The organism is Marinifaba aquimaris (assembly GCF_013328345.1).
Classification (GTDB): Bacteria; Pseudomonadota; Gammaproteobacteria; order Enterobacterales; family Alteromonadaceae; genus Marinifaba; species Marinifaba aquimaris.
Genome location: NZ_JABULX010000002.1, coordinates 46,737 through 68,874, shown reverse-complemented (window position 1 = coordinate 68,874; position 22,138 = coordinate 46,737). Strand labels below are relative to the sequence as shown.

Annotated in this window: 19 protein-coding genes and 1 pseudogene; 8 read left to right on the top strand and 12 right to left on the bottom strand. The window is 40.7% G+C overall.

Annotated features, from left to right (window positions below; genetic code table 11):
• Window positions 1-441: 441 nt before the first annotated feature.
• The 5 genes from HR060_RS01810 to smpB form a co-directional block, all read right to left on the bottom strand.
• Window positions 442-1,017: a YceI family protein gene (locus HR060_RS01810; RefSeq protein ID WP_174198556.1), complete on the bottom strand. Its 576-nt coding sequence runs from the start codon at window positions 1,015-1,017 to the stop codon at window positions 442-444.
• A 23-nt stretch (window positions 1,018-1,040) separates the two neighbouring features.
• Window positions 1,041-1,586: a cytochrome b gene (locus HR060_RS01805; protein ID WP_174198555.1), complete on the bottom strand. Its 546-nt coding sequence runs from the start codon at window positions 1,584-1,586 to the stop codon at window positions 1,041-1,043.
• A gap of 118 nt (window positions 1,587-1,704) precedes the next feature.
• Window positions 1,705-3,354, bottom strand: a complete 1,650-nt coding sequence (locus tag HR060_RS01800; RefSeq protein ID WP_174198554.1) for a mechanosensitive ion channel family protein — start codon at window positions 3,352-3,354, stop codon at window positions 1,705-1,707.
• A gap of 97 nt (window positions 3,355-3,451) precedes the next feature.
• Window positions 3,452-4,021 carry a DUF1415 domain-containing protein gene (locus HR060_RS01795; RefSeq protein WP_174198553.1) on the bottom strand — a complete coding sequence of 190 codons (570 nt, stop codon included), beginning with the start codon at window positions 4,019-4,021 and terminating at the stop codon, window positions 3,452-3,454.
• 13 nt (window positions 4,022-4,034) lie between these two features.
• The gene (smpB, locus tag HR060_RS01790; protein WP_174198552.1) at window positions 4,035-4,520 is read right to left on the bottom strand and encodes an SsrA-binding protein SmpB; all 486 of its coding nucleotides are present in this window, start codon (window positions 4,518-4,520) and stop codon (window positions 4,035-4,037) included.
• Window positions 4,521-4,659: 139 nt separating this feature from the next.
• Between smpB and HR060_RS01785 the strand changes: the two genes are divergently transcribed.
• The 3 genes from HR060_RS01785 (at window position 4,660) to HR060_RS01775 (ending at window position 7,172) form a co-directional block, all read left to right on the top strand.
• Window positions 4,660-5,088, top strand: coding sequence for a type II toxin-antitoxin system RatA family toxin (locus HR060_RS01785; RefSeq protein WP_174198551.1), 429 nt, complete (start codon window positions 4,660-4,662; stop codon window positions 5,086-5,088).
• 33 nt (window positions 5,089-5,121) lie between these two features.
• Window positions 5,122-5,475, top strand: coding sequence for an RnfH family protein (locus tag HR060_RS01780; RefSeq protein WP_174198550.1), 354 nt, complete (start codon window positions 5,122-5,124; stop codon window positions 5,473-5,475).
• Between the two features lie 128 nt (window positions 5,476-5,603).
• Window positions 5,604-7,172: a SulP family inorganic anion transporter gene (locus HR060_RS01775; RefSeq protein ID WP_174198549.1), complete on the top strand. Its 1,569-nt coding sequence runs from the start codon at window positions 5,604-5,606 to the stop codon at window positions 7,170-7,172.
• 64 nt (window positions 7,173-7,236) lie between these two features.
• Here the strand turns inward: HR060_RS01775 and HR060_RS01770 are convergent, their stop codons facing one another.
• The 4 genes from HR060_RS01770 to HR060_RS01755 all read right to left on the bottom strand — a co-directional run bounded on the left by HR060_RS01770 (window position 7,237) and on the right by HR060_RS01755 (window position 14,368).
• Entirely contained in the window at window positions 7,237-8,781 is a 1,545-nt protein-coding gene (locus HR060_RS01770) for an efflux transporter outer membrane subunit (RefSeq protein WP_174198548.1), read from the bottom strand.
• A gap of 3 nt (window positions 8,782-8,784) precedes the next feature.
• Entirely contained in the window at window positions 8,785-11,919 is a 3,135-nt protein-coding gene (locus HR060_RS01765; protein WP_174198547.1) for an efflux RND transporter permease subunit, read from the bottom strand.
• Between the two features lie 12 nt (window positions 11,920-11,931).
• Entirely contained in the window at window positions 11,932-13,146 is a 1,215-nt protein-coding gene (locus HR060_RS01760; protein WP_246283047.1) for an efflux RND transporter periplasmic adaptor subunit, read from the bottom strand.
• Window positions 13,147-13,243: 97 nt separating this feature from the next.
• Window positions 13,244-14,368 (bottom strand): DUF481 domain-containing protein, encoded by a 1,125-nt coding sequence (locus HR060_RS01755; protein WP_174198546.1) that lies wholly within the window; start codon window positions 14,366-14,368, stop codon window positions 13,244-13,246.
• Window positions 14,369-14,551: 183 nt separating this feature from the next.
• Between HR060_RS01755 and HR060_RS01750 the strand changes: the two genes are divergently transcribed.
• The gene (locus HR060_RS01750; protein ID WP_174198545.1) at window positions 14,552-15,475 is read left to right on the top strand and encodes a GGDEF domain-containing protein; all 924 of its coding nucleotides are present in this window, start codon (window positions 14,552-14,554) and stop codon (window positions 15,473-15,475) included.
• Between the two features lie 25 nt (window positions 15,476-15,500).
• Here the strand turns inward: HR060_RS01750 and HR060_RS01745 are convergent, their stop codons facing one another.
• The gene (locus tag HR060_RS01745; RefSeq protein ID WP_174198544.1) at window positions 15,501-16,160 is read right to left on the bottom strand and encodes a dUTP diphosphatase; all 660 of its coding nucleotides are present in this window, start codon (window positions 16,158-16,160) and stop codon (window positions 15,501-15,503) included.
• A 327-nt stretch (window positions 16,161-16,487) separates the two neighbouring features.
• Between HR060_RS01745 and HR060_RS01740 the strand changes: the two genes are divergently transcribed.
• The 3 genes from HR060_RS01740 to HR060_RS19730 all read left to right on the top strand — a co-directional run bounded on the left by HR060_RS01740 (window position 16,488) and on the right by HR060_RS19730 (window position 19,505).
• Complete coding sequence (locus tag HR060_RS01740; protein WP_174198543.1) at window positions 16,488-18,269, top strand: S8 family peptidase; 1,782 nt, start codon at window positions 16,488-16,490, stop codon at window positions 18,267-18,269.
• A gap of 13 nt (window positions 18,270-18,282) precedes the next feature.
• Complete coding sequence (locus tag HR060_RS01735; RefSeq protein WP_174198542.1) at window positions 18,283-18,744, top strand: hypothetical protein; 462 nt, start codon at window positions 18,283-18,285, stop codon at window positions 18,742-18,744.
• Window positions 18,745-18,902: 158 nt separating this feature from the next.
• On the top strand, window positions 18,903-19,505 hold the full coding sequence (locus tag HR060_RS19730) for a PilZ domain-containing protein (RefSeq protein ID WP_174198541.1): 603 nt from the start codon (window positions 18,903-18,905) through the stop codon (window positions 19,503-19,505).
• Here the strand turns inward: HR060_RS19730 and ppk2 are convergent.
• Together ppk2 and HR060_RS01720 are read right to left on the bottom strand one after the other, a co-directional pair.
• Window positions 19,502-20,197, bottom strand: a pseudogene (gene ppk2, locus HR060_RS01725) (polyphosphate kinase 2). The gene HR060_RS19730 and the pseudogene ppk2 overlap by 4 nt on opposite strands.
• 164 nt (window positions 20,198-20,361) lie before the next feature.
• A complete protein-coding gene (locus HR060_RS01720) occupies window positions 20,362-20,679 on the bottom strand; it encodes an isoamylase early set domain-containing protein (RefSeq protein WP_174198540.1) in 318 nt (105 codons plus the stop codon).
• 311 nt (window positions 20,680-20,990) lie between these two features.
• On the opposite strand from HR060_RS01720, the gene HR060_RS01715 reads away from it, so the two are divergent.
• Window positions 20,991-22,136, top strand: coding sequence for an efflux RND transporter periplasmic adaptor subunit (locus HR060_RS01715; RefSeq protein ID WP_174198539.1), 1,146 nt, complete (start codon window positions 20,991-20,993; stop codon window positions 22,134-22,136).
• The last annotated feature ends 2 nt before the right edge of the window (window positions 22,137-22,138 follow it).

Here is a 22,138-nt window from a genome sequence, read left to right as displayed (position 1 = left end):
GTTTTATAGACGGTTAGCTTTCCATTTTTTTGCAAAGCACCCTAGCTTTGCGTCCTTTGTTCACTCTACCTTGAGTGAAAAAACATCATGTTTGTCCTAGTGCATCCTGCGTTTTTTCGTGTCCTTGAAAAAACAATTTCCTTCGTAAAATCCAGAGTATCCTTTTAGGTCATCCTCAACCTAGCTCGACTTTCCTAGTCATCATCCCTGCTCCGATGTGTTTAATAATAGGTTAATCTGTTTTGATCGCAACTGACCTATTTTCAGTAAGTCGTTAATTTCTCATCTCTAAAATAGCCTTGATATATATAAGATTCTGATTTTTATTGTTTTTCTATCTATTTGCCAGATGAAAATTGGGTTATGTAAAAGGAAAAACTTACACGGGTGTGGGAAATGTCTTACATGGCTTAAGGAGGATTTCCTCAAGCCATAATTTTGCTATTTACGAATTCCTTCAATATTTAAGCTAAGGTAGACGTTAGCAGAGTCTGGCCCCAGTGTGTTTTTTATACCAAAGTCTTCAAGAGCAATTTCGGTTGTACCTGTGAAGCCGACTCGGTAGCCTCCCCAAGGGTCTTTACCTTCGCCAACTTTTTGGGCATCAATTTCAATTGATTTAGTCACACCGTGCAAAGTGAAATCACCTGTAATACTGAGCTTTCCATTTCCTTGGTCTTTTACTTGCGTACTAACAAACTTTGATGTTTTGTGATTGGTCACAGATAAAAAATCGCCACTGCGCAAGTGCTTGTCTCGCTCTGCGTGGTTTGAGTCAATACTGGCAGGGTCGATATTAACAGTAATTTGGGCTTGTTCTGGTTTACTCGCATCATAGCTAAATTCACCATCAAAACGATTAAAGCGACCAGTTAACCAGCTATAGCCTAAGTGTTTTATTTTGAATTCGATTGATGCGTGGGCACCTTTAGTATCAATAATATAGTCGTTTGCTTGTACTGAGTTAGCAAATATCGCACTGATTGCGAATATACTGCCTGCGATAACTTTTTTCATAACGGGCTCCTGTTGAAGAATGTTTAGTTGTGTTTTGATTTAAACCACATGCGGCTTAGTGTTACGTCTTTGTCGATAAAATGATGCTTAAGTGCAGCTGTTGCGTGTAAAACCACTAAGCCAATTACACTGTAAGCTAACCATTTATGGATACTGCCAGCGAGCTCAGCTTGTTGCTCGCCTTCTGCTATCAATGCAGGGATAGCAATCAGTTCAAATATTTCAATTGAGCGTCCATCTGCTGTTGATATTAAGTAGCCTGTGATAAAAATGCTGAAAACCAAGACGTAGAGCATTAAGTGTGTCATGTGGGCTGCTAATTTTTGCCAAGCTTGCTTGGCTATGGGCGAGGGCTGCGTTGATGTCAGCCGATTCACTAATCGCCAGATAAATAGCAAGGCGAGAATCACACCTATACTTTTATGTAGCTCCATACTGGTGCGATACCAAGCGTGGTAATAGCTTAAATCGACCATCCAGAAACCCAAGCCAAATAAAGCTAAAACAAGTATTCCTGTTAGCCAATGTAGGCATTTACTGGTGGTGTTATACGAAGTTGGGCTAGCCATTTCAAATCTCTCAATAAAGGTGTTATCCAAATATTAAGACAATTAAATAAAAAGAAAATGGCAAAAAAAGGGTCAAACCTTTCGCTTTTGGCGAAAGGTTTGAGGAGTAGGGGAGCGGTTAGTCTGCTTTGTATAAATGTACGTCTTGCTGCGGGAATGGAATTGAAATATTTTCTTGGTCAAAGCGCAGTTTAACTTCACGCGTGATGTCCCAGTACACATCCCAATAGTCAGCTGTTTTCACCCAAGGACGAACAATAAAGTCAACTGATGATGAATTTAAAACGTGCACTTTGATGTTACGTGCTGGCTTTGGTAAAACCTTCTCGTGCTTATCAACGATCTCTTGTAACACTCGTTCAGCTTTGGCGATATCGTCGCTGTAGCCAATACCAAATACCATATCAACACGTCGCACTTTTTGTGCGGTCACGTTTTTAATGACATCGCCCCAGATCTTACTATTAGGTAATACCAAGGTCTGGTTATCGAAAGTAAGAATGGTCGTCGAAACTAAATTCATACTCTTAACTTCACCTGATACACCTCCAGCGACTTCAACTACATCTTTCACATCATAAGGACGATAAATTAAAATCATTAAGCCTGATGCAAAGTTGCCCAAAGTATCTTGCAAGGCGAAACCGATAATGAAACCTGCTACGCCTAGACCCGCTAAGATAGGTGCTAGTGAAATCCCCAGTTGAGCTAAAGCAATTAAAATACCTATGATTAAAATGATGCGAGAGGCGATAGAGACAATCATCTCTTTCATTAAGCTAGATAAGTTTAAGTTTGATTTATCTAAGCTCTTGTAAAGCACTTTCTTAGCGACATTTGATAACTTGATGAATAAGTAAAGAATGACGGCAATGATGAATATTTTAAAAATAATCTCTCCGCCGTTTTGAGCAAAGAACTCACCAAAACCTTCAAACCAGCTGTTAATTAGGTTGGTAATCACTGAAGCGTGTAATAAGTTAGAGCTGATTTCTCCACCTGAAGCTAATAGTGCTTGTTGGTAGTAATCCGTATTGATATCAAATTCAAGTAAGTGACTGATCGTTTGCTCTAAACTCGATCGGCTTAGTTTTAAGGTTTCTGTAGAGAAAGTTTTTCTGTCTAATAAACTTGCTTCCTCTGGTTTTAGCGCTAAAAGTTTTTCTATTTCACCAATTTCAGTATCTAAAAATTCCAGTTTACCTGTAAGTAGCTCTGCGCGCTCTGTCAGTGCTTTTTTAACGTAAGCCGTTGTTTTTGCATCTTCTAAATTAGCCAGTTTTAGATTTTCTAAATGACCTACTAATAACGTTAAAGCTAAATCTTGCTTTTCGTTATGGCGCATATATAGCTCAAAACCGTCAATGGTGAATTGGTCTAATTTTGCTGATGCTGTTTTGTATGTTTTTTGCTCTTTTTTGATGGTATCAGCAATAAATCCACCAATTGGCATTAAAAAGCTTTCTAGTTGTTTTTTTGTTGCTTCATCAAGTGGTTGTTCACGTGCTTGATCAACTAAATTATCTAAGCTTTCAAAAGCGATAAGCTGCTTTTGGGCAATGAGGTAGTTAAGTGCTTGTGCATCACTACCTGTTAAGTTTTTTACTTCACTGCGCAAAGCTTCAATTTCGTTATAGCGCTTTTGATAACGCTTAATTTTTTGTTCGATTTGTTGTTGCGGGGTTAAGTTTGTTTGAGTTGCTTGGGCATAACTAAAGCCAGCAAAGCTCATTAGTATGGCGAATAGCCAAATAATGGGTTGGCGCATTTGAATCTATCCTTAGTTTTTAGATTTTAAAATCTGCATTAGGATAGTTGTTTTTGTATAAAAATGTTAGAGATTAACGTTACTTTAATATAACTGGTTAGAGATTTTCTAGACTTAAATAACCGAACAGTTTTTGTTTTTCTTGTTCGCTCAAACTTAAGATGCGTTTGATGTTGTTCTCGGGGATCGCATCAACATCTGGAAAATGATCGATGCCTCTAGATAAACTATCTTCTCTTAAAATGTGTAGGATCGGAAATGGAGAACGATTAGTTAGATTCTGCTCGTCATTGGCGGGTAAACCTTCAAAACAATACTCTGGATGAAAGCTGGCAATTTGATAGGTGCCAGACCAATCATACTCATCGAGAAGGGCGTCTGCTTGTTCAAATAGGAAGTCGTTGTAATGATGAAAATCACTCAACATATTGGGTACAATCAAGAGTGTGGTATCGAGCTCATCAGCATTGGTTACGCAAAGCTTATCTAGCTCAGCCTTTAAGTCATCGGCTAAATCACCATCGTATTTTGCATCACTGATACTGATACGGATTTGTTTATTTTTATGTGGCTTGGCTGCAAAAGGGCACAGGTTTAAACCGATGACAACTTGTACAAGCCAAGTTTCAACGGCTTGTTGGATAGGTGTATCTGTAATTAAAGCCATGTGCCGAGTTCAATTAGCGAGCAGAGTGTTTCATGATTCGCTCTTTTTGGCGCGACCAGTCTTTGTCTTTGAGATCGGTTCGTTTATCGTGAGACTTTTTACCTTTACCTGTGAAAAACTCTAGTTTTACCCAACATTTCTTCCAATACATCGCCGTCGCTATTAGAGAGTAGCCTTGACGATCTCTTGCGCCGATTAAGCGATCTAATTCACGGCGGCTGAGTAATAGTTTACGGCTGCGCTCAGGGTTTGCCACAACGTGAGTCGAAGCTGCGTGAAGAGGTTGGATTTGTGCGCCGACTAAATAGGCTTCACCATTTTGAATGGTGACGAAGGTTTCTGAGATATTCACTTTACCAGCGCGAATACTTTTCACTTCCCAACCTTGTAGCTCGATACCCGCTTCAAATTTATCTTCGAGAATAAATTCATGACGTGCTTTTTTATTCAGCGCTATGGTATTGCTTTGTGGTTTGGCTTTGTTCTTCGCTTTACTCATGGTCTACTTTCTCAATCCTATTCGGCGGCATATTATACGGATTGGGGCTTAACTCGCCATTAAAATCTTTCTCAGATCTTTCTGCCAAATACAGATTATGTGTTAGAATCCGCGCTCTTTCGCAATTTGAGGTTAGTAGATGCCAACCATACAACGTGACGCGCTGGTTATGCACAGTGCCGAAACCATGTTTGATTTAGTTAATGACGTGTCTGCGTACCCTGAATTCTTACCCGATTGCCTTGGCGCAAAAGTGATCTCATCTAATGAAAGTGAAATGACTGCATCATTAAAAATCGGTAAAGGCGCTGTCAATAAATGGTTTACCACCTGCAATACCTTCATTGATAAAAACCAAGTTAAAATGACCTTGGTTGATGGCCCATTTAAACGTCTAACGGGTGTTTGGCAGTTTATCCCACTTGATGAAGAAGCTTGTAAAGTGAGTTTAGAGCTTGATTTTGAGTTTTCTAACAAATTAGTTGCCCTGGCTTTTGGTAAGATCTTTAATCACGTTGCCAATAATATGGTTAAAGCCTTCATCAGCCGAGCCAATCAGCTAGCTTAATATGTAGCCACAGTAAAAAAGTTATTCAATTTTATGAGCCAGAACAAAATACAAATAGAAGTTGTTTTTGCCTTACCACAAAAGCAAAGCCTTTTAGTCGTCGAGGTCGATGAAGGTGAAACGATTGAAAACTGTATCAAAGCTTCTGGAATTTTAGCGCTATACCCTGAAATTGACTTAGCCAAAAATAAAGTCGGTGTGTGGAGTCGCAACCGAAAGCTGACTGAAAGCATCAACGAAGGTGATCGCATCGAAATATACCGCCCACTGATCGCTGATCCCAAAGAGATTCGTCGCCGCCGCGCCGAAAAAGCCAAAGAAGAAGGCCGTGCGGATAAAGTTACCGGTGGTCGCCCCAATAAGTTGAGAAGTGAAAACAAAGCTTAACCCCCTCCAGCTTATTTGCATCTAGCTAAAATTTAATCAATATTTATATTCAATTCCTTTAAGTTAAGGGCGCTTTTCGCTATACTCGCGCGCCTTAATTTCCATTCACTTTTTAAGCAGATCTATTCATGTTTAACTTAATTAATAGTAACCAGTCGAACGTTAAAAATGACGTTCTTTCCGGTGTTACTGTGGCGTTAGCCTTAGTACCGGAAGCGGTTGCCTTTGCCTTTGTTGCAGGGGTTGAGCCTATGGTCGGGCTTTATGCGGCCTTTATGATGGGCTTGATCACCTCTATTTTTGGTGGTCGCCCAGGTATGATTTCAGGTGCAACAGGCGCAACAGCTGTTGTGTATGTTTCACTCGTTGCTATGCACGGTGTTCAATATTTATTTGCCGCAGTTATTCTCGCCGGTCTTATTCAAATACTCGCGGGTATATTCAAGCTCGGGAAGTTTATTCGAATGGTCCCTCACCCCGTAATGCTGGGGTTTGTTAACGGTCTTGCCATCGTTATTTTACTTGCACAATTTGGCCAGTTCTTGGTTAAGAACGATGTGGGTGAAATGGTGATTATGGAAAGCGGCATGATGACAACTATGGTTGCTTTGATTGCTTTAACTATGGCTATTTGCCACTTCCTACCTAAATTCACAACAGCCGTACCTGCCGGCTTAGTTGCTATTGTTACTGTGACTTTGCTAGTGATGGGGTTAGATTTAGAAGCGCGTACCGTTATTGATTACGTCCGTGATATGTTACCTGCAGAGCAAGCAGCCACTGCAAGCTTACAGGGTGAACTGCCTAGTTTCGCCATCCCTGTCGTGCCATTTACGATGGAAACTTTCCTCATTGTTTTACCTTATGCGCTCATTATTGCTGCGATTGGTTTAATCGAATCGTTATTAACATTGAGCTTGATTGATGAGATCACGGATACTCGTGGTAAAGGCAATAAAGAGTGTATTGGTCAAGGTTTAGCCAACACTACTAACGGCTTCTTTGGTGGTATGGGTGGTTGTGCCATGATTGGTCAATCTATGATTAATATCAATTCCGGTGGTCGTGGTCGTCTATCGGGCATTACTGCTGCCTTAGTATTACTGGGCTTTATATTATTTGCAGCCAGTTTGATAGAAATGATCCCATTAGCGGCTTTAGTCGGCATCATGTTTATGGTTGTATTGGGCACATTTGAATGGTCGTCGCTGCGTATTATGCGCAAGATACCGGCAACCGATGCTTTCATTATCATCCTAGTATCAGGTGTTACTGTTATTTATGACCTTGCCGTTGCGGTAATTATTGGTGTGATCGTATCTGCATTAGTATTTGCTTGGAAACACGCGAAGCACATTCATGCTGAAACATCGGTCGATAAAGATGGGCAAAAAGTATATGAGTTAAGAGGCCCGTTATTCTTCGGTTCTGTGAGTCATTTTAAAGAGCTTTTCGACCCAATTAATGACCCTGAGCACGTAGTTATTGAGTTCCAACGCTCAAAGATTTCTGACCATTCAGGCATTGAAGCGCTTGATAGTCTGGCAGATAAATACAAAGCGCAAAATAAACAATTGCATATCCGACACTTAAGCCCTGAGTGTAGGCAATTGCTTAAACGCGCGGGTAACATGTGCGAAGTGAATGTACTTGAAGATCCTAACTATCATGTTGCTACAGATAAGTTAGATTCTTAATTGAATTTAGATATAAAAAAGCCCGTCACGTGACGGGCTTTTTTGTCTCTTAAAGGTATACTTTTTACTCTGAAATCTGCCTTTTGAGCAAATCTTCAGGTTGATTTTGCGATATTAAATGTGTCGAATCATCTTCAATAGCCATATCAACCGGTTTATCTTCCACGTGGGTTTCTGCCTCTATTGACAGGTTAAATGCCTCAGCATTCCAACCGCCACCAAGCGCTTTGTATAAATTTACATAGGATGATTGTAGCGCTTGTGCAGCTGCAGAAAAATCCTGCTGAGATTGTGCTTGGCTGCGCTGAGCATCTAATACATCCAAGTATGAAACGACGCCGTTGTCGTAACGCAAGCGAGCTATTCTTAAATATTCATTTGTCGCGGCTAACAGCTCTTTTTTTAGTACAAATTCGACCTGATTTTTATGCACATTTTCAATGGCTTCTGCTGTTTCTCTAAATGCGGTAAAAATCGACTTGCGGTAATTGAGAATAGCTTCTCGATATTCAGAACGCTTGTTATCAACATTGGCTTTAGTCGCTCCCCAGTTAAAAATTGGCATCCGGATGTCAGCACCGATTTCCCAGTATTCTGCATTATCGAGTAGGGTATCAAACTCTAAACTTTTAGCTCCGACTTCACCGATTAACGAAATATTCGGAAAGTAATCCGCTTTTGCTACCCCAATATTCGATGTAGCTGCGTAGAGCTTTCGTTCAGATGCGATAATATCTGGACGGCGCTTGAGTAAGGTGGATGGCAAGCCAACAGGAATGCCCTTGTTCTTTAAACTGATCTCCGTTCTACTCGGGATATTTAACTTTTTAGGGGACTGATCCAACAAAATAGAAAGCTGATACATCTGTGAATTTAACCGGTTGTGCAGCGCGGGTAATTTGAGTTTTTCTTGCACCAACTCAACATTGCTTTGACTCACATCTAAACCAGAAATTACGCCCTGTTTGTGTCTTAGCTCGGCAATGCGCTTAGACTTTTCTCGAGCCGTAATATTATTTTGCGTTAACCAAATTTGATGCTGTGTGTCTTGGATTTGGTAATAAAGGTCTGCTACTTGGGCGATAAGTGATATTTTGGCAGCGTAAAAATCTGCTTGTGTGGCTTGTAGATCTGCAATTGCAGCATCTTTTGCACGTCTTAACTTACCCCACAGATCAAGCTCCCATGTGACATAACCAGTCCATTTAAATTCATTGTCTACTTTAGGATCTGAGGTCAGCGCCGCGCTGGTTTTTTCTCTGTCTGCATCAAAGTTCATCGCAAGCTGTGGTGAGTAATCAGCATCGCGTTGTATTAACCCTGTTTGTGCACGGTACACTCGTTCACTTGCTATCCGTAAATCAATATTTTTGTTTAGTGCTTTTTCAATTAAGCCTTGTAAGTGTTCATCTTGATAAAAGCTACGCCACTCTTGTTCTGCTATTGATGCATCTGGTGAAAAATATTGATTTTCCAATTGCCAATTGGGGAGTTCTTGCTGACTCACTGGTAATGACTCAGCTTTCTGATAATCGGGACCTACCGCGCAACCTGTCAGGGCTAAAGTGAGTAAACTCAGGCGAAATGGAGCTAAATATTGATTGAACATGGTTTAGCCCTCCTGCTCTTGTTTGCTCGATACCGGAAAAAAGCGGGCTCGTAGTTGTTCGGCTAGTTTAATAAAAATCACGAAAAATAAAGGAACGAGCACAATGCCAATACTGGTTGCCATCAACATACCACCTAAGGTACCCGTTGAGATTGCTTGTCTTGCTTGTGCCCCAGGGCCTGAAGAAATAACTAAAGGCATAATACCTAAAATAAATGACACAGATGTCATAACAATTGGGCGGAACCTTTGTTTTGCTGCTTCTATAGAGGCATCAACAGGGCTAAAACCTTTTTCTTGGTAAAGGGTACGGGCAAACTCAACAATGAGTATTGAGTTTTTCGCAGAAAAACCGACTAGCGCAACGGCGGATATTTGGAAAAATAAATTGTTTTCAATACCTCGCGCATAAACAAACAGCGCTGCACCGGCCAGAGCAATCGGAACAATCAATAATACAGGGATGGGAATGAGCCAGCTTTCATACAAAGCCGCTAAAAAGAGGTAAATGAAAATGATCGCTAACAGCATCGCTGCGCCAGCTTGACCACTGGCATTTTTTTCTTGGAAAGACATGCCTGTCCATTCATAGCCAAAACCTTGTGGCAGAAATTCATTTGCTAATTTTTCTAATGCGGCCATGGCTTGACCTGAACTATAACCCGGAGCAGGTGTGCCACCTAAACTGGCACTGGTAAATAAGTTGTGTCGAGAAATCGAACCTGCACCTGCACCATATTCAATTTTGGCCAGCATTGACAGTGGGATCATCGCACCTGAACTCGATTTGATATAAAAGCGTGCTAGGTCTTCAGGCCTGCGTCTAAATTCAGCTTCGGCTTGCACCTTAACCTTATAGGTTCGGCCAAACATATTGAAATCACTCGCTGAGCTTGAACCTGTTAGCTGCTTCAATAGACTGTTTAAGTCATTGAGATTGACGCCATAGGTTTTAACCATTTCTCTATCGACAACGAGTTTTAACATGGGGACATCACCACTTAATGTGGTACTGATTGAACCAATTTCAGGCAGAGCCTGAGCGCGTAAAATAAATTGTCTGGCCAGCTCTGCCAAGCCTTCTGAGTTTGCTCCACTTCTATCCTGTAACTCCATAGAAAAACCACTTCGTTCACCCATTCCGGCTATTGCAGGAGGTTGAAATACGCGATAAGTGAGCTCAGGGTATTTACTCAAGATTTGACTTACATCTTGCATCACATTTACCAATGCGAAGTCATCTCTTTGTTCCCACGGTTTTAAGACTATTTGGAAGTAGGCGTTTTCTTCACCTGAGCCATTACTGAGGTTTTCACCGGTTAAAGTAATAATTTGTTCAACAGCGGGGTGTGCTTTTAATTCTGCTTCAACCTTAAATGTGGTTTGACTGGTTCGGGTTACAGCTGTGCCAGGTTGTAGTTGGATATCTGCATAAAAGGTACCTTGGTCTTCAAGTGGCATAAAACCAATGGGCAATTGCTTCATGATAAAAATACCAATACCTACAAAAGCAGAAAACAGTACTAGTGAGCGTGCAGTTCGTTTAATGGTTTTCTTTACTGCGTCTGTGTATTTAGCGGTTAGGTTATCTAATATTTGATTAAACCAAGTGAAAAAAGCATGAGGTTTAGCGGGTTTTTGCATCAGCAAAGCGCATAGGGCTGGGCTCAAGGTTAAAGCGACTACAGTCGAAATCAATACCGCGACAGTTAAGGTGATGGCAAACTCTTTGTATAACTCGCCTGAAATACCCCCTAAAAAAGCGACGGGTAAAAATACCGCGGCAAGTACTAGAGACGTGGCAATGAGCGCTCCAGTTAATTCTTGCATCGCAATTGAGGTCGCCTTGGCAGCACTAACGGCTTGCTCTTGAATGATTCGTTCGACATTTTCAACGACGACAATGGCGTCGTCTACCACTAAACCTATTGCTAACACCATAGCTAATAAGCTGATTGTGTTGATGGTAAAACCAAAGGCCGCTAAAAAGGCAAACGTACCTATGATAGAAACAGGGGCGGCGAGCATAGGTATGAGGGTGGTGCGCCAGTTTTGTAAAAATAAAAAGACCACTGCACCGACTAGAACGAGTGCTTCGATTAAGGTTTTTGCGACTTCGTAAATGGCCGCTTCAATAAATACCGATGTGTCATATGCAATTTGATATTCAATCCCTTGTGGAAATTGAGTTGAAAGCGCTTGCATTGCTTGACGAACTTGCTCGGCAACTTCTAAAGCATTAGCACCTGGCAGTAACATAAGCTGAGCAATGGCTGCACTTTGACCATTGTGCTGAGAAAGGAGCTTATAAGCGCTGGCACCGAGCTCAATTCTTGCTACATCTTTTAATCGAATAAGCGCGCCGGTTTCGGTTGCATGGATAATAATATCGCCAAATGCATCTGCATCTTTTAGTTTACCCGAAGCGTTAATCGTTAAGGATAAATTGATATCACTGGTAGAGGGTTGGCTACCTAAAGAGCCTGCTGCTGCATTGGCATTTTGCTCTTTGATTGCATCGGATACATCAGAGGGGGTTAAACCATAAGACGCTAAAGCATCCGGTTGTAACCACACGCGCATAGAGTATGTGCGCGCCCCCATATTTCTTACTTTAGCGACACCAGGAATACGTTTTAACGCCTGTTGAATTTGCAAGGTTACAAAGTTACTTAAGTAGAGATCGTCAAAGCGCGCTTCACTCGATCTCAGTATTATTGTCATTAACGGACTAGTCGAGGTTTTCTCAACGGTTACGCCATCGGTGATCACATCACCCGGTAAATCACTTTCAGCTTGCTTTACTTTGTTTTGTACATCGATTGCGGCAAAGTCTGGGTTAGTACCTACATCAAAAGTAATTTTAATTTTCGAGCTACCGCCGTTGTTACTGCTCGATGTCATGTAGAGCATATTAGGCACGCCATTGACCTTTTGCTCTAACGGAATCGATACCGACTCGGCGGTAATAGCTGCTGTTGCACCAGAATAGCTACCTGAAATAGTGACTTGTGGTGGTGATATATCTGGGTATTGGTCGATCGGCATCTTCAACATTGAGACTAAGCCAACCAACACAATAATAATTGAAATAACCGATGCAAAGACGGGGCGTTTTATACAATATTGAGCAATCATAAGACCCCCTAATTACTTCTCAGGTTTTTCAACTGGGGTTTCTGCAACTTTCTTCTGGGCTGCATTTTCTGCCTGTTGTGCTTTTTTTGCTGCATCAGCGACGTCTTTGGCTAAAACCGGAATAACATGGCTACCGTGTTGTACTTTGTGTGTACCTTCAAGTACCACCTTTTCGCCATGGCTCAATCCACTTTGTACTAAAAATTGCCCCTCTACATTGCGACCTAGTATCACAAAGCGACGCTCTATTGTGTTGTCAGCTAAGACAGCGTACACATAGGAGCCACTTTGCTCAAATCGAACCGCTTGCTCGGGCAATAACAAGGCTTGGTCTATTTCATCTAATTGAATACGTGCTCTTGTGTATTGACCTGGCAATAATTCGCGGTTGGGGTTGATGATTTCTGCTCTGGCGGTGAAAGTCGCTGTCTCAGAGTTGACTCTAGGCGCAGTAAATTTCATCTGACCTAAATGTGGGTATTCTGTACCATCAGGAAGTGTAATCGCGATTTGACCTTCAACAGAGGTACCTTCAACATCGGCTTTCAGTTTTTCGTAGTAGCTTTTTAAACGACGTCGTGCTTGTAAATAATCTAATGTGGTCATCTGAAATTCGACGTACAGTGGGTTAACTTTTTGGACATTGGTCAATAAAGACACCCCTGAGCCACCAACTAATGCGCCAATATCTGCATTACTATCACTGATCACACCTGCAATTGGCGCGCGTATTTGGGTATAACTCAAATCTAATTCAGCTTGTTGTAATTCAGCTTCTGCCGCCTTTAACGAGGCTTGAGCAGAATCTAAATCAGCATAAGCATTATCTAAATCTAATTGGCTAGAGGCATCTTGCTCGTAGAGTGGCTTAATGCGTTTTACGTCTCTTTGTGCTTTTGCTAGTGCGTTTTCAGCTTTGCTGTGATTTGCTTTTGCACTGGCTAGTGCCGCTTGATAAGGGCCATCATCGATAGAGTAAAGTAGCTGATCTTTACTGACAAAACTGCCTTCTAAAAAATGCTGTTGTTCTAAATAACCTTCAACCCTTGCCCTGACTTCGACATCTAAAGAGGCTTGTGTTGTTGCGATATAGTGTCCATAAACAGGGATATTTTCTCTGGCCAGTTCAGTCACGATGACTTCAACTTGCTGTGGCTTTTTTTCAACGGGTTTATCACAGCCGGATAGTAAAAGGAGCATTAAAAAGCCGCTTGCAAGGTGTTTCATTGGGGTACCACTTAAAATGTATACTTGTTATAAGTCTATGTGTTAAAGGATAAAAGGCGAATCTAGGTTTAATTTACCAACTAGGCATCGATGATGTTTAAAAGTCGTAGCTGATACTAACAACAAAGCGATAGTCGTCTTTTTTAGGAAGTTCACCATCTTTATCTGGGATTGGTTCTTCGATACGGTCGTAATAAAGTGTTAAATCTAAGTCAAAATCAGAGATTAAATCGATTTCAAATCCAGTTTCTGCATGGTGTATGTATTTACCAGCATCTTCTTCGACCACTTGGACTTGGTAATCGAGAAAAAATTCGATATCTGAGGTGAGGTCTTTTTCAAATGAACTCCCTAGCACCAATACGGGTGATGAAGCATCTTCTTTTTCACCTTCTTCTACCTCATCGAATTCTGTATAGGTATAACCAGGGCCGGCGTTGACGTACCAGTTCATTTTAGATTCATCATAAAGTTGATAACCTAAACCCGCATTGACGGTTAACCTGTGAGCTATGTTTTGAAACGGGTCTCTGAAGTACTCAACTTCTGGAATACGTATAAAAAGTTTATTTGAAAAGAACCAGTCATAGGAGGCGGTCACGCGGTGTGAGTTCTCAGTCTCTTCACTGTCTGCTTCACTGTAACTAGCAACATAAGAGCCGAGTAACCTCGATGTTGACCCTAAGCGCTTCACATCCATAGTGAAGGTATAATCTGTTTGTTTGGTATTGCCGTCTCTAAAAGTAGCGCCTGCTGATATATCACCTGACCACTGGCTTTCTTTAGATTGCTCAGAATTGGCCATCGAAAGTAGCTGAGACTTTTCTAAACTGTTTATCTTTCCTGAGTCATCGTAAAAATGTATCGTGCCATTTTTTGCGATTATTTTACCGTCAATTATTTCGCCTGAATCGGTTCGAACACTTTTATAATCATGTGTTCTTAATTCTGCGACATCATCCCAATCGACTTTAACAATGCCAAATTCATCACTATCAAATTCAACTTCATCGCCATAAATCGCAATAACTTTCCCCTTTATCCATTCATTTGATGAGGTCAGCAGCCAGTCCCATTTACCTGTAATGGCGGCTTCTGCGCTTTCGTCCTGTTGCCAATTTTGCCAAGGCGGCGAGGATTCGGCTAACGAGTGATTGGCTGAAAGTGTTAAACAGGTGATTAAAAAAAGTTTAGATGGGCTAAAAATAGTTTGAAGTGACATCCCTTTACTCCTTATTTTTATTATCTATTTGAGTATATCGCGCTAATTAATCATTGATAGTTTTTGTTGAAAAAAAGTCCATTTTCTTTGTATTTTTAATACGCTTTTGTCGACTTGCTTTCAATTTTTAATTCAAATAAGGTAAAGCTTAAATTTTGTTCATCAACATATAGGTGAAAACAAATGCAGATTAAATACCTGAGCCGTTTGTTATTGTTTTTTCCTGTCACGACCACAGCCGCGACGACAGAAAGTTTAACTGTCCATTATTACCATTTAGCTTTTGTTTTGATTGCTGTTTTGGGATTACTTGCTTTTTTATCAGTGCTAGCAAAAAACTATAAAAATCAAATTGATGAACTTAAATCTCAATTAGACGATAGCCAACAAAACTTAGTGATTGCTGAAGAAAAAATTCGTTTTCTCAATTTAACCGATGCGTTAACAGGACTGAGAAATCGAAATTTTTTTGATATGCAAATAAAAGCAGATGTAGCCAAGTCACTAAGAGAATACAAAGCGGCTAGTAATAATGGTGGTATTCCACTGCAAGCAGATATCAATGTGATCATTGTCAATATTGATGACTTTGCATCGATTAATGCTAAATATGGCCACTCCCTTGGCGATAGCTATTTAAAAGCTGTAGCAGGTGTTATCAAGCGCGAGATTAGAGCGGGGGATTACCTGATTCGTCTTAACAGTGATGAATTTATGATAGTGACGCGTTTTTCATCTCGGGATAAGGTCCCCGAAGTTGCCAGTCGGTTAAAAGATAAGATTGCTAACCAAGCTTGTGTCTACAACAAAGATAAAGCGCTCAAGCGCACTGTCACTATCGGTAGTGCAAGTTTTCCGTTTTTTCACCAAGAGCCTGAAAATGTGTCGATTAACCAAGTCGTTTTACTGGCTTATCACGCGCTTAATGCTGCTAAGGCTACAAAGCCAGATGCTTGGATGCGATTGATAGGTGGCAATGCTGAACATGCGCCAAAGGATATCAGTGATATTAACGCGCTCGTTGATGCTTCTTGCATTTCATATCACTCATCGATTGCCAGTGATAACCCAATCAACTGGCAGTCGATGGCAAACAAGGTCACCTAAGCGCATTAAGTGACCTTGATTAGTCTTAAGTAATATTCAGTAATTGATATCGCTTGTTGAGCTCTTGATATAACAAGTCTTGGTATTCTTCAGCAGTGGCATCAAGTTTTGCCATTATCTCTACTAAATGCTCGTTATCTTCTTTGCCACCCCATTCTTTAATGTAGGTACCTTCTTTATAGCCATTGTCTTGACGGAAGAAGTTCAGCACATTTTTGCTGACATATTGAGCGTAAAGCTCATTCCAATCCATTTGACAATCGGTAAGTAAAGTCGAAAACAAGCCTATGTTAGTGCGTTTTGCCGCGGATAAACCAATCATCAATTCAAGTTTATCTAACAAGGTTAATGAGGAAAATGGATAGTCTTTACCATCGAAGCTAACACTGTCTTGGTCGATATCAGCAAAAATGGCTTGTTCTGCAAGGCTAAAATCACCATCGGCTTGGATAAGTAAATCAGATAATAAAAAATGCCAAATATCGACAAGTTCCATCTGTAATTGTGCTAAATCACAATCTTGCTTTTTCCACCACTTCCAACCGTGGTGTTCAATTGCCTCGGCTCCTTCAATAACGACTGCGCGTAAAAAAGGAGATTTTACTGCTAACCAATCAGGGTTAACTTTGGCATTCATTTTGTCTTGAAGGACAAGCATGGTTTTAGCTTGAGTTGCAAGTAACATGATTTTTCTCTTTGTTCGTCATTAATAGTGTTAAGTGTATCTGATAGTGAAAAGCTTGGCAGTAATTTATCAAATTGATTTTGTTGTATTACTTCTAATATTTTTCTTTTATTTTTCAAGTTTTGTTTCTGCTTTGTAACAGAATGTTTACTGATATGAAGATGATTATTTTAGTTAGAAATTTTAAAAAAATGTTATTGCCATATATGTTGATTGTGCGTTTTTTCTTTCAATAACTGGTTTTATAAGGTGAGTGGGCTAGCTGGAGAAAGAGATAAGTGGTAGCGCAAAAATAACAGATCATTAAAAAAATAAAGAGATGAGCATATGAAGGTGCAATTTAACAAACTTACGTTAGCTATGCTTGGGCTAGGGTTATCTTCTATGGCGCTTGCGTCAGATCCGCTTTACCCACAACAATGGCATTTACACAACACAGGTCAAGATGGCTTCTCTGCATCATCAGGTACGCCAGGCCAAGACTTAAACACACAATTAACACAAGCATTTGGTATTGCTGGTGTGGGTGTGAAAGTTGCAGTAATCGATACTGGTGTTCAAATTGACCACCCAGACTTAGCACAAAATGTGGTAACTGGTAGTCTTAACTTTATGGAAGACACTGGTTATCCAGCTGATTACCCATTTGACTATCACGGTCACGGTACTTCTGTTGCGGGTTTAATCGCGGCGGTTGGTAACAACAATGAAGGTGTTCGCGGTGTTGCTTCAAGCGCTTCATTAGTGGGTTACAACTACTTAGGTGCACAGTCTATGGAAGCTTGGTTAGCTTCTCACGGTGCAACTAAAGAATCTGCAGACGTTCGCGTATTCAACCAAAGTTATGGTTTCAGCCCGATCGACCCGATCACATACCTTCCTGAAACTGACCCAGAATTAGCATTAATTGAACAAGTTACAGCAGACGTTAGTGCAAATGCACAATACGGTCGTGGTGCGGTATTTGTTAAATCTGCAGGTAACGGTTACCGTTACTTCAACACTGGTAACTTCTTCGTATTACCAGGTGACTTCTTTGCAGGTGGTAACAACTTAGGTTTACCAATGCATAACTCTAACCAATCATACGATAACGTTAACTACTTCAACTTCGTAACAAGTGCAACAGACGCGAATGGTCAACGTACGAGTTACTCTTCAGTTGGTTCAAACGTTTGGGTAAGTGCACCAGGTGGTGAATACGGTCGTGACTTCCCAGCTATGGTTACTACTGACTTAATGGGTTGTGAAGACGGTTCAAATACTTCTGCTGGTCTTGGTGAAAACCAACTACATGGCGGTACTGAATACGATCCAAGCTGTGACTACACAAGTACAATGAACGGTACTTCATCTGCAGCGCCTAACACTTCAGGTGTAATTGCCGCAGTTATGTCAACTAACCACGCATTATCTGCTCGTGACGTTCGTGCATTAGTTGTTGATACAGCGCGTAAAACAGATAACGATCACCCTGGTGTTGCACTTGACTTCGTTAATGCACAAGGCGAAACAGTAAGCTACCAAGCTATCGACGCTTGGCAAGAAAATGCTGCCGGTTACGCTTTCCACGCATACTATGGTTTCGGTACGCCTGATTTAGACGCTGCAATGTCTAAAGCGCGTATGACGAATAGCGTTTTACCTCAGTTACAAACAACTGAATGGCAAAATGTGACAGCTGATGTTGCTATCCCTGATGCATCTTTAGCTGGTGGTGAGTCTGTAATGAAAGTTGAGTCAAACTTAACTGTTGAACAAGTTCAAGTTCGCCTAACATTAGACCACGCTCGTTTACCTGACTTAGCAATTGAGTTAATTTCTCCTGCAGGTACTCGCTCTGTATTATTAACACCGCGTAACGGTTTAGTTGGTCAAGCATTAAACCCAGAAATCACTGGTTTCGATAGCCAAATCATGGCATCTAACCAATTCTACGGTGAGAATGCTAAAGGTGACTGGACATTACGTGCCGTTGATACAAATGGTGAAGAAGTATTTAGCTTCATCGCTTACATCAACCGTGACAACATCTTCCAAATCCCATTAAATAACAACGCAGAAGACGGTGTTATCAAATCTTGGGATATGAGAATTTTCGGACATTAATGGAGAGATCAATATGTTAAAAGTAACATTAACTAGCTTAGCAATTTTAGCCAGTGGCTCTGCATTAGCGGCGGCAAATGGCCATTTAAAAGAATTGGCAGTGCCAGTTCAAATCGAACAAAGCCAAACTGTTGAAGTAAATGGCCAAACGTACCAGCGTATTATCACTCAAGCAACAGGCCAAGAAGTTGCTGATACTATCGCTTTATTTGCGGGTGACCAAGTTGCTCAAGGTGCGTTTAACCAAGTTTCTAAAGCAACTGGTACGTTCTTCGTTGCAGTAACACCTAATACAGATGTTAAAGCATTAGCAAAAGATTTAGGTTTAACGCTTGTTTTCACAAATGGTGAAACAGCTGTTTTACGTGCTAGCGAAGATGCAAACTTATTACAAGTAAGTGATGTATTACGCAACGATAGCCGTGTTGATTCAGTAAAAATTGAATTAAGCCGAAACAAGAATAAGCCTGAGTAAATCACTTACTTAGCTTAACTTAATTTATCGCTGTAAAGCCCAAGATAGCTTCCTTCCCTATCTTGGGCTTTTTTATGTTAATTTTTTGTTACACATGTGATATTATGAACAAATCTTATACACCCCCTTAATTACACGGCGAATAAAGAGTTAAGTTTGTGGATATTTCAAATTCGGTGCTCACTGAGGACGAGTTAGCATTTATAAGCGAAATGGACTTTGAACAAAGCGCACCTGTGAATAATAACGAATTAGCTATGGAGCTAGGCGTTGATGAGCGGGGTGTACAATTACTCGAAAAGTTAGACTTGGCTAGCCAAATAAAATTAACGGCTAATTATCAATCACACCAACTTGTTTTTCCTGTCGAGCTTCTGCAAAACGACTTTGGTCAATTCCAGATGCAGTTAAAAAGCCCTGAGATATTTGAACTGGGTGATACACCGAGAAACTGGCGTCACAAACTCGAAAACCCGTTAACGGCGACCTGTCTACTCGCCAATACTGAATTTGATTTATTCGAGATCTCTTCAACCGGTTTTTGTGTTCAGCTTTCTCCAGAAGATGCGCCTGAAGAATTAGAACTTGCGCTGACCTTGCCTGATTGTGGCTCTATTCTAAATGCTAGAGCAAAGATAGTTCGCGTTGATGACAGACAAGCGGCTTATAGTATGGAGTTGGCAAAAGATTTACGTGAACGATTAAGACGCTTTTTATTTAATCGCCACCGCAGTGAATTTCAATCTGCAGCGAGTCGTTAGTCTTTATTCGAATAAATGGATTCAACATAGTGGTAGTGGTGCTTTTTTGGACGAGCTAAACTATCTGGGGCGTGAGCTATTTTGGGGAGCTCAATCTCAGGATAGGGAATATCACGATAGTCGACACACTTTAAAATATCACTAATTATATTTAACCGCGCAATGCGTTTATCGTCACTTTCAACAACACGCCAAGGTGAAATTCTCGTATCTGTGTGTTTGAACATGACATCTTTTGCCAATGCGTATTCGCGCCAGCGCGACATTGACTCCAAATCCATTGGACTAAATTTCCATCTTTATAATGAATTTTTTAACCTTTCTGAAAAGCGCTTTTCTTGTTCTTGATAGCTAACCGATAGCCAGTACTTTAATAACACTGTTCCACTGTGTATCAATGTCGTTTCAAATTGTGGGCATGCAAACAGAAAATCTTTGTATTCTTGCTCAGTACAAAAGCCCATAATTTTTTCAACACCTGCTCGGTTGTACCAACTGCGATCGAAAATAACAATTTCCCCGGATGTAGGTAGTTGCTCTACATAACGTTGAAAATACCACTGGTCTTTTTCTGTATCAGTAGGAACGCCTAGCGCTACAACTCTGCAGTGTCTAGGGTTGAGATGCTGTGTGATGGCTTTGATGACACCGCCTTTACCTGATGCGTCGTGCACTTCAAAAAATAATGACATCACGTTGCTTGGTTTCAATTGCCCAGCGTTGCAGTTTTACGAGCTCAATTTGCAAGGGTTTAAGTAAGGTTTCGTATTTAGTTTTTTTCATTGGTGTAATTTATCTCTGGCGCAGAGACTAAAATGCCGCGATGAACGCGGCATTTTTGATAAATTCAGTGAGATTATGCAGCTTGGCAAGTTACAACTGAGTTGTCGCTGTCGCCAATTGATGAAGGAACATAGTCGTCTGCATCCCAATCATTTTCCCATTCCGATTCATTTAGTAAATAACGGAATTGATAAGACTGACCCGACTCAAGCGAAACCACAACAGAAAAGTCGCCAGACTTTAATTTAGTCATCTCAATTGCTTCTTTGTCCCAGTCATTAAAGTCGCCAACTAAGTTTACTTTATCAGCAGATTTTGCTTGCTCTTTAGTTAAACGGAAAGTGACTTTACATACGGGTTTTGATTTAAGGAATTGTTTTTTTAAGCTCATGTTTATTTCCCTGTAAAATAGAATTTTTCAAAAACGATTAAATTATCTACGCTATTGGCGATAATTTCAACGGAATATCTAAACTTACCTACCTATTAAGTTAATGGTTTTGTTTGATTTTATTGAACCAAATTGCTGAAATTCTTGTATCTCAGTGTATTATTGATTCAACTGTCCAACCCAAGCATCGTTGCTTGTTGTTAAATCTGTCTGGTTAACTCCGCTTTATATAAGAGTAGTAAAAATGATGTTAATTGCATTATTTTTACATCAACTTATATAAAGCACTTATTTATTGGAAATTTACGAGCATGTCTTCGCGAATTAAAAAAATTGGCTTGCCGATTATCATCCTGATTTTAGCTTTTTTTATCATGTTGTCTTTATTCAGCATGCGTAAACCTCAGCAACAAGAAGTCCCTGAAATTAAGCCTGCTTTGGTTGAAATTACTCAAGCTAAATCGCAAATAATCGAGCACCAACTGTTTTCACAAGGCACAGTCGCTCCTTTTCTAAATGCAAAGTTAACCGCTCAGGTTACCGCGCAAGTTGCTGTGTTATCTCCACATTTTGTTGAAGGTGCATTTGTCAAAAAAGGGACGGTTTTAATCCAGCTCGACAGTAGCGACTTTAAAACCGACTTATTGGCGGCAAAAGCTCAATATGCCCAAGCCCAAGCTCTGCTTGAAGAGGAGTTAGCCCGGGCCGATGTCGCCGAAGCGGAATGGTCATCCATCATGGATCAAGCCACTGACTTAGCATTGAGAAAGCCGCAAGTAAAACAACAACAAGCGAACTTAAGATCAGCACAAGCCAAGCTTGAAAAAGCGCAGCGCAATTTAGAGCGTACTGAAATTAAAGCGCCATTCGATGGGATTGTCGTAAAACGCGATGTTGATATTGGTCAGCAAGTTAATTCGTCGTCGGTGCTCGGGGAGTTCTTTGGTACTGATGTTGCTGAGGTGCGTTTGAGTTTGACCCAGCAACAGGCTTTGTTTATCGATATTGATAAGCTTAATGAAAAAGGCGAAAAGCCAGCCGTCGAGCTCAGTTATCAAACGAATAAAGTCGCTTTTACTTGGCAAGCAGAGTTGAACCGAAGTGAAGCGTTAATCGATTCAGGTAGTCGCATGTTTTATGTGGTCGCACGCATTAAAGACCCTTATAACTTGAATAATTCACACTCACATAATTTGCATTTCGGCCGTTTTGTCGATGCTAAATTAACGGGTAAATCTCAACCAGATTTATTTGTTTTACCGCGAGATATCTTAATCGGCACAGACCAAATCTTGGTTGTTGATAACGATGATAAAATTGAAATTCGCCAAGTAAATGTGGTGCGAAGTGACAGCACTCATATGTATATAGACCAAGGTTTGAGTGAGGGAGAGCGCGTGATCACCTCTGCAGTTTCAAGCCCTGTTAATGGCATGCTTGTACGAGTAGCGGAGTAAGC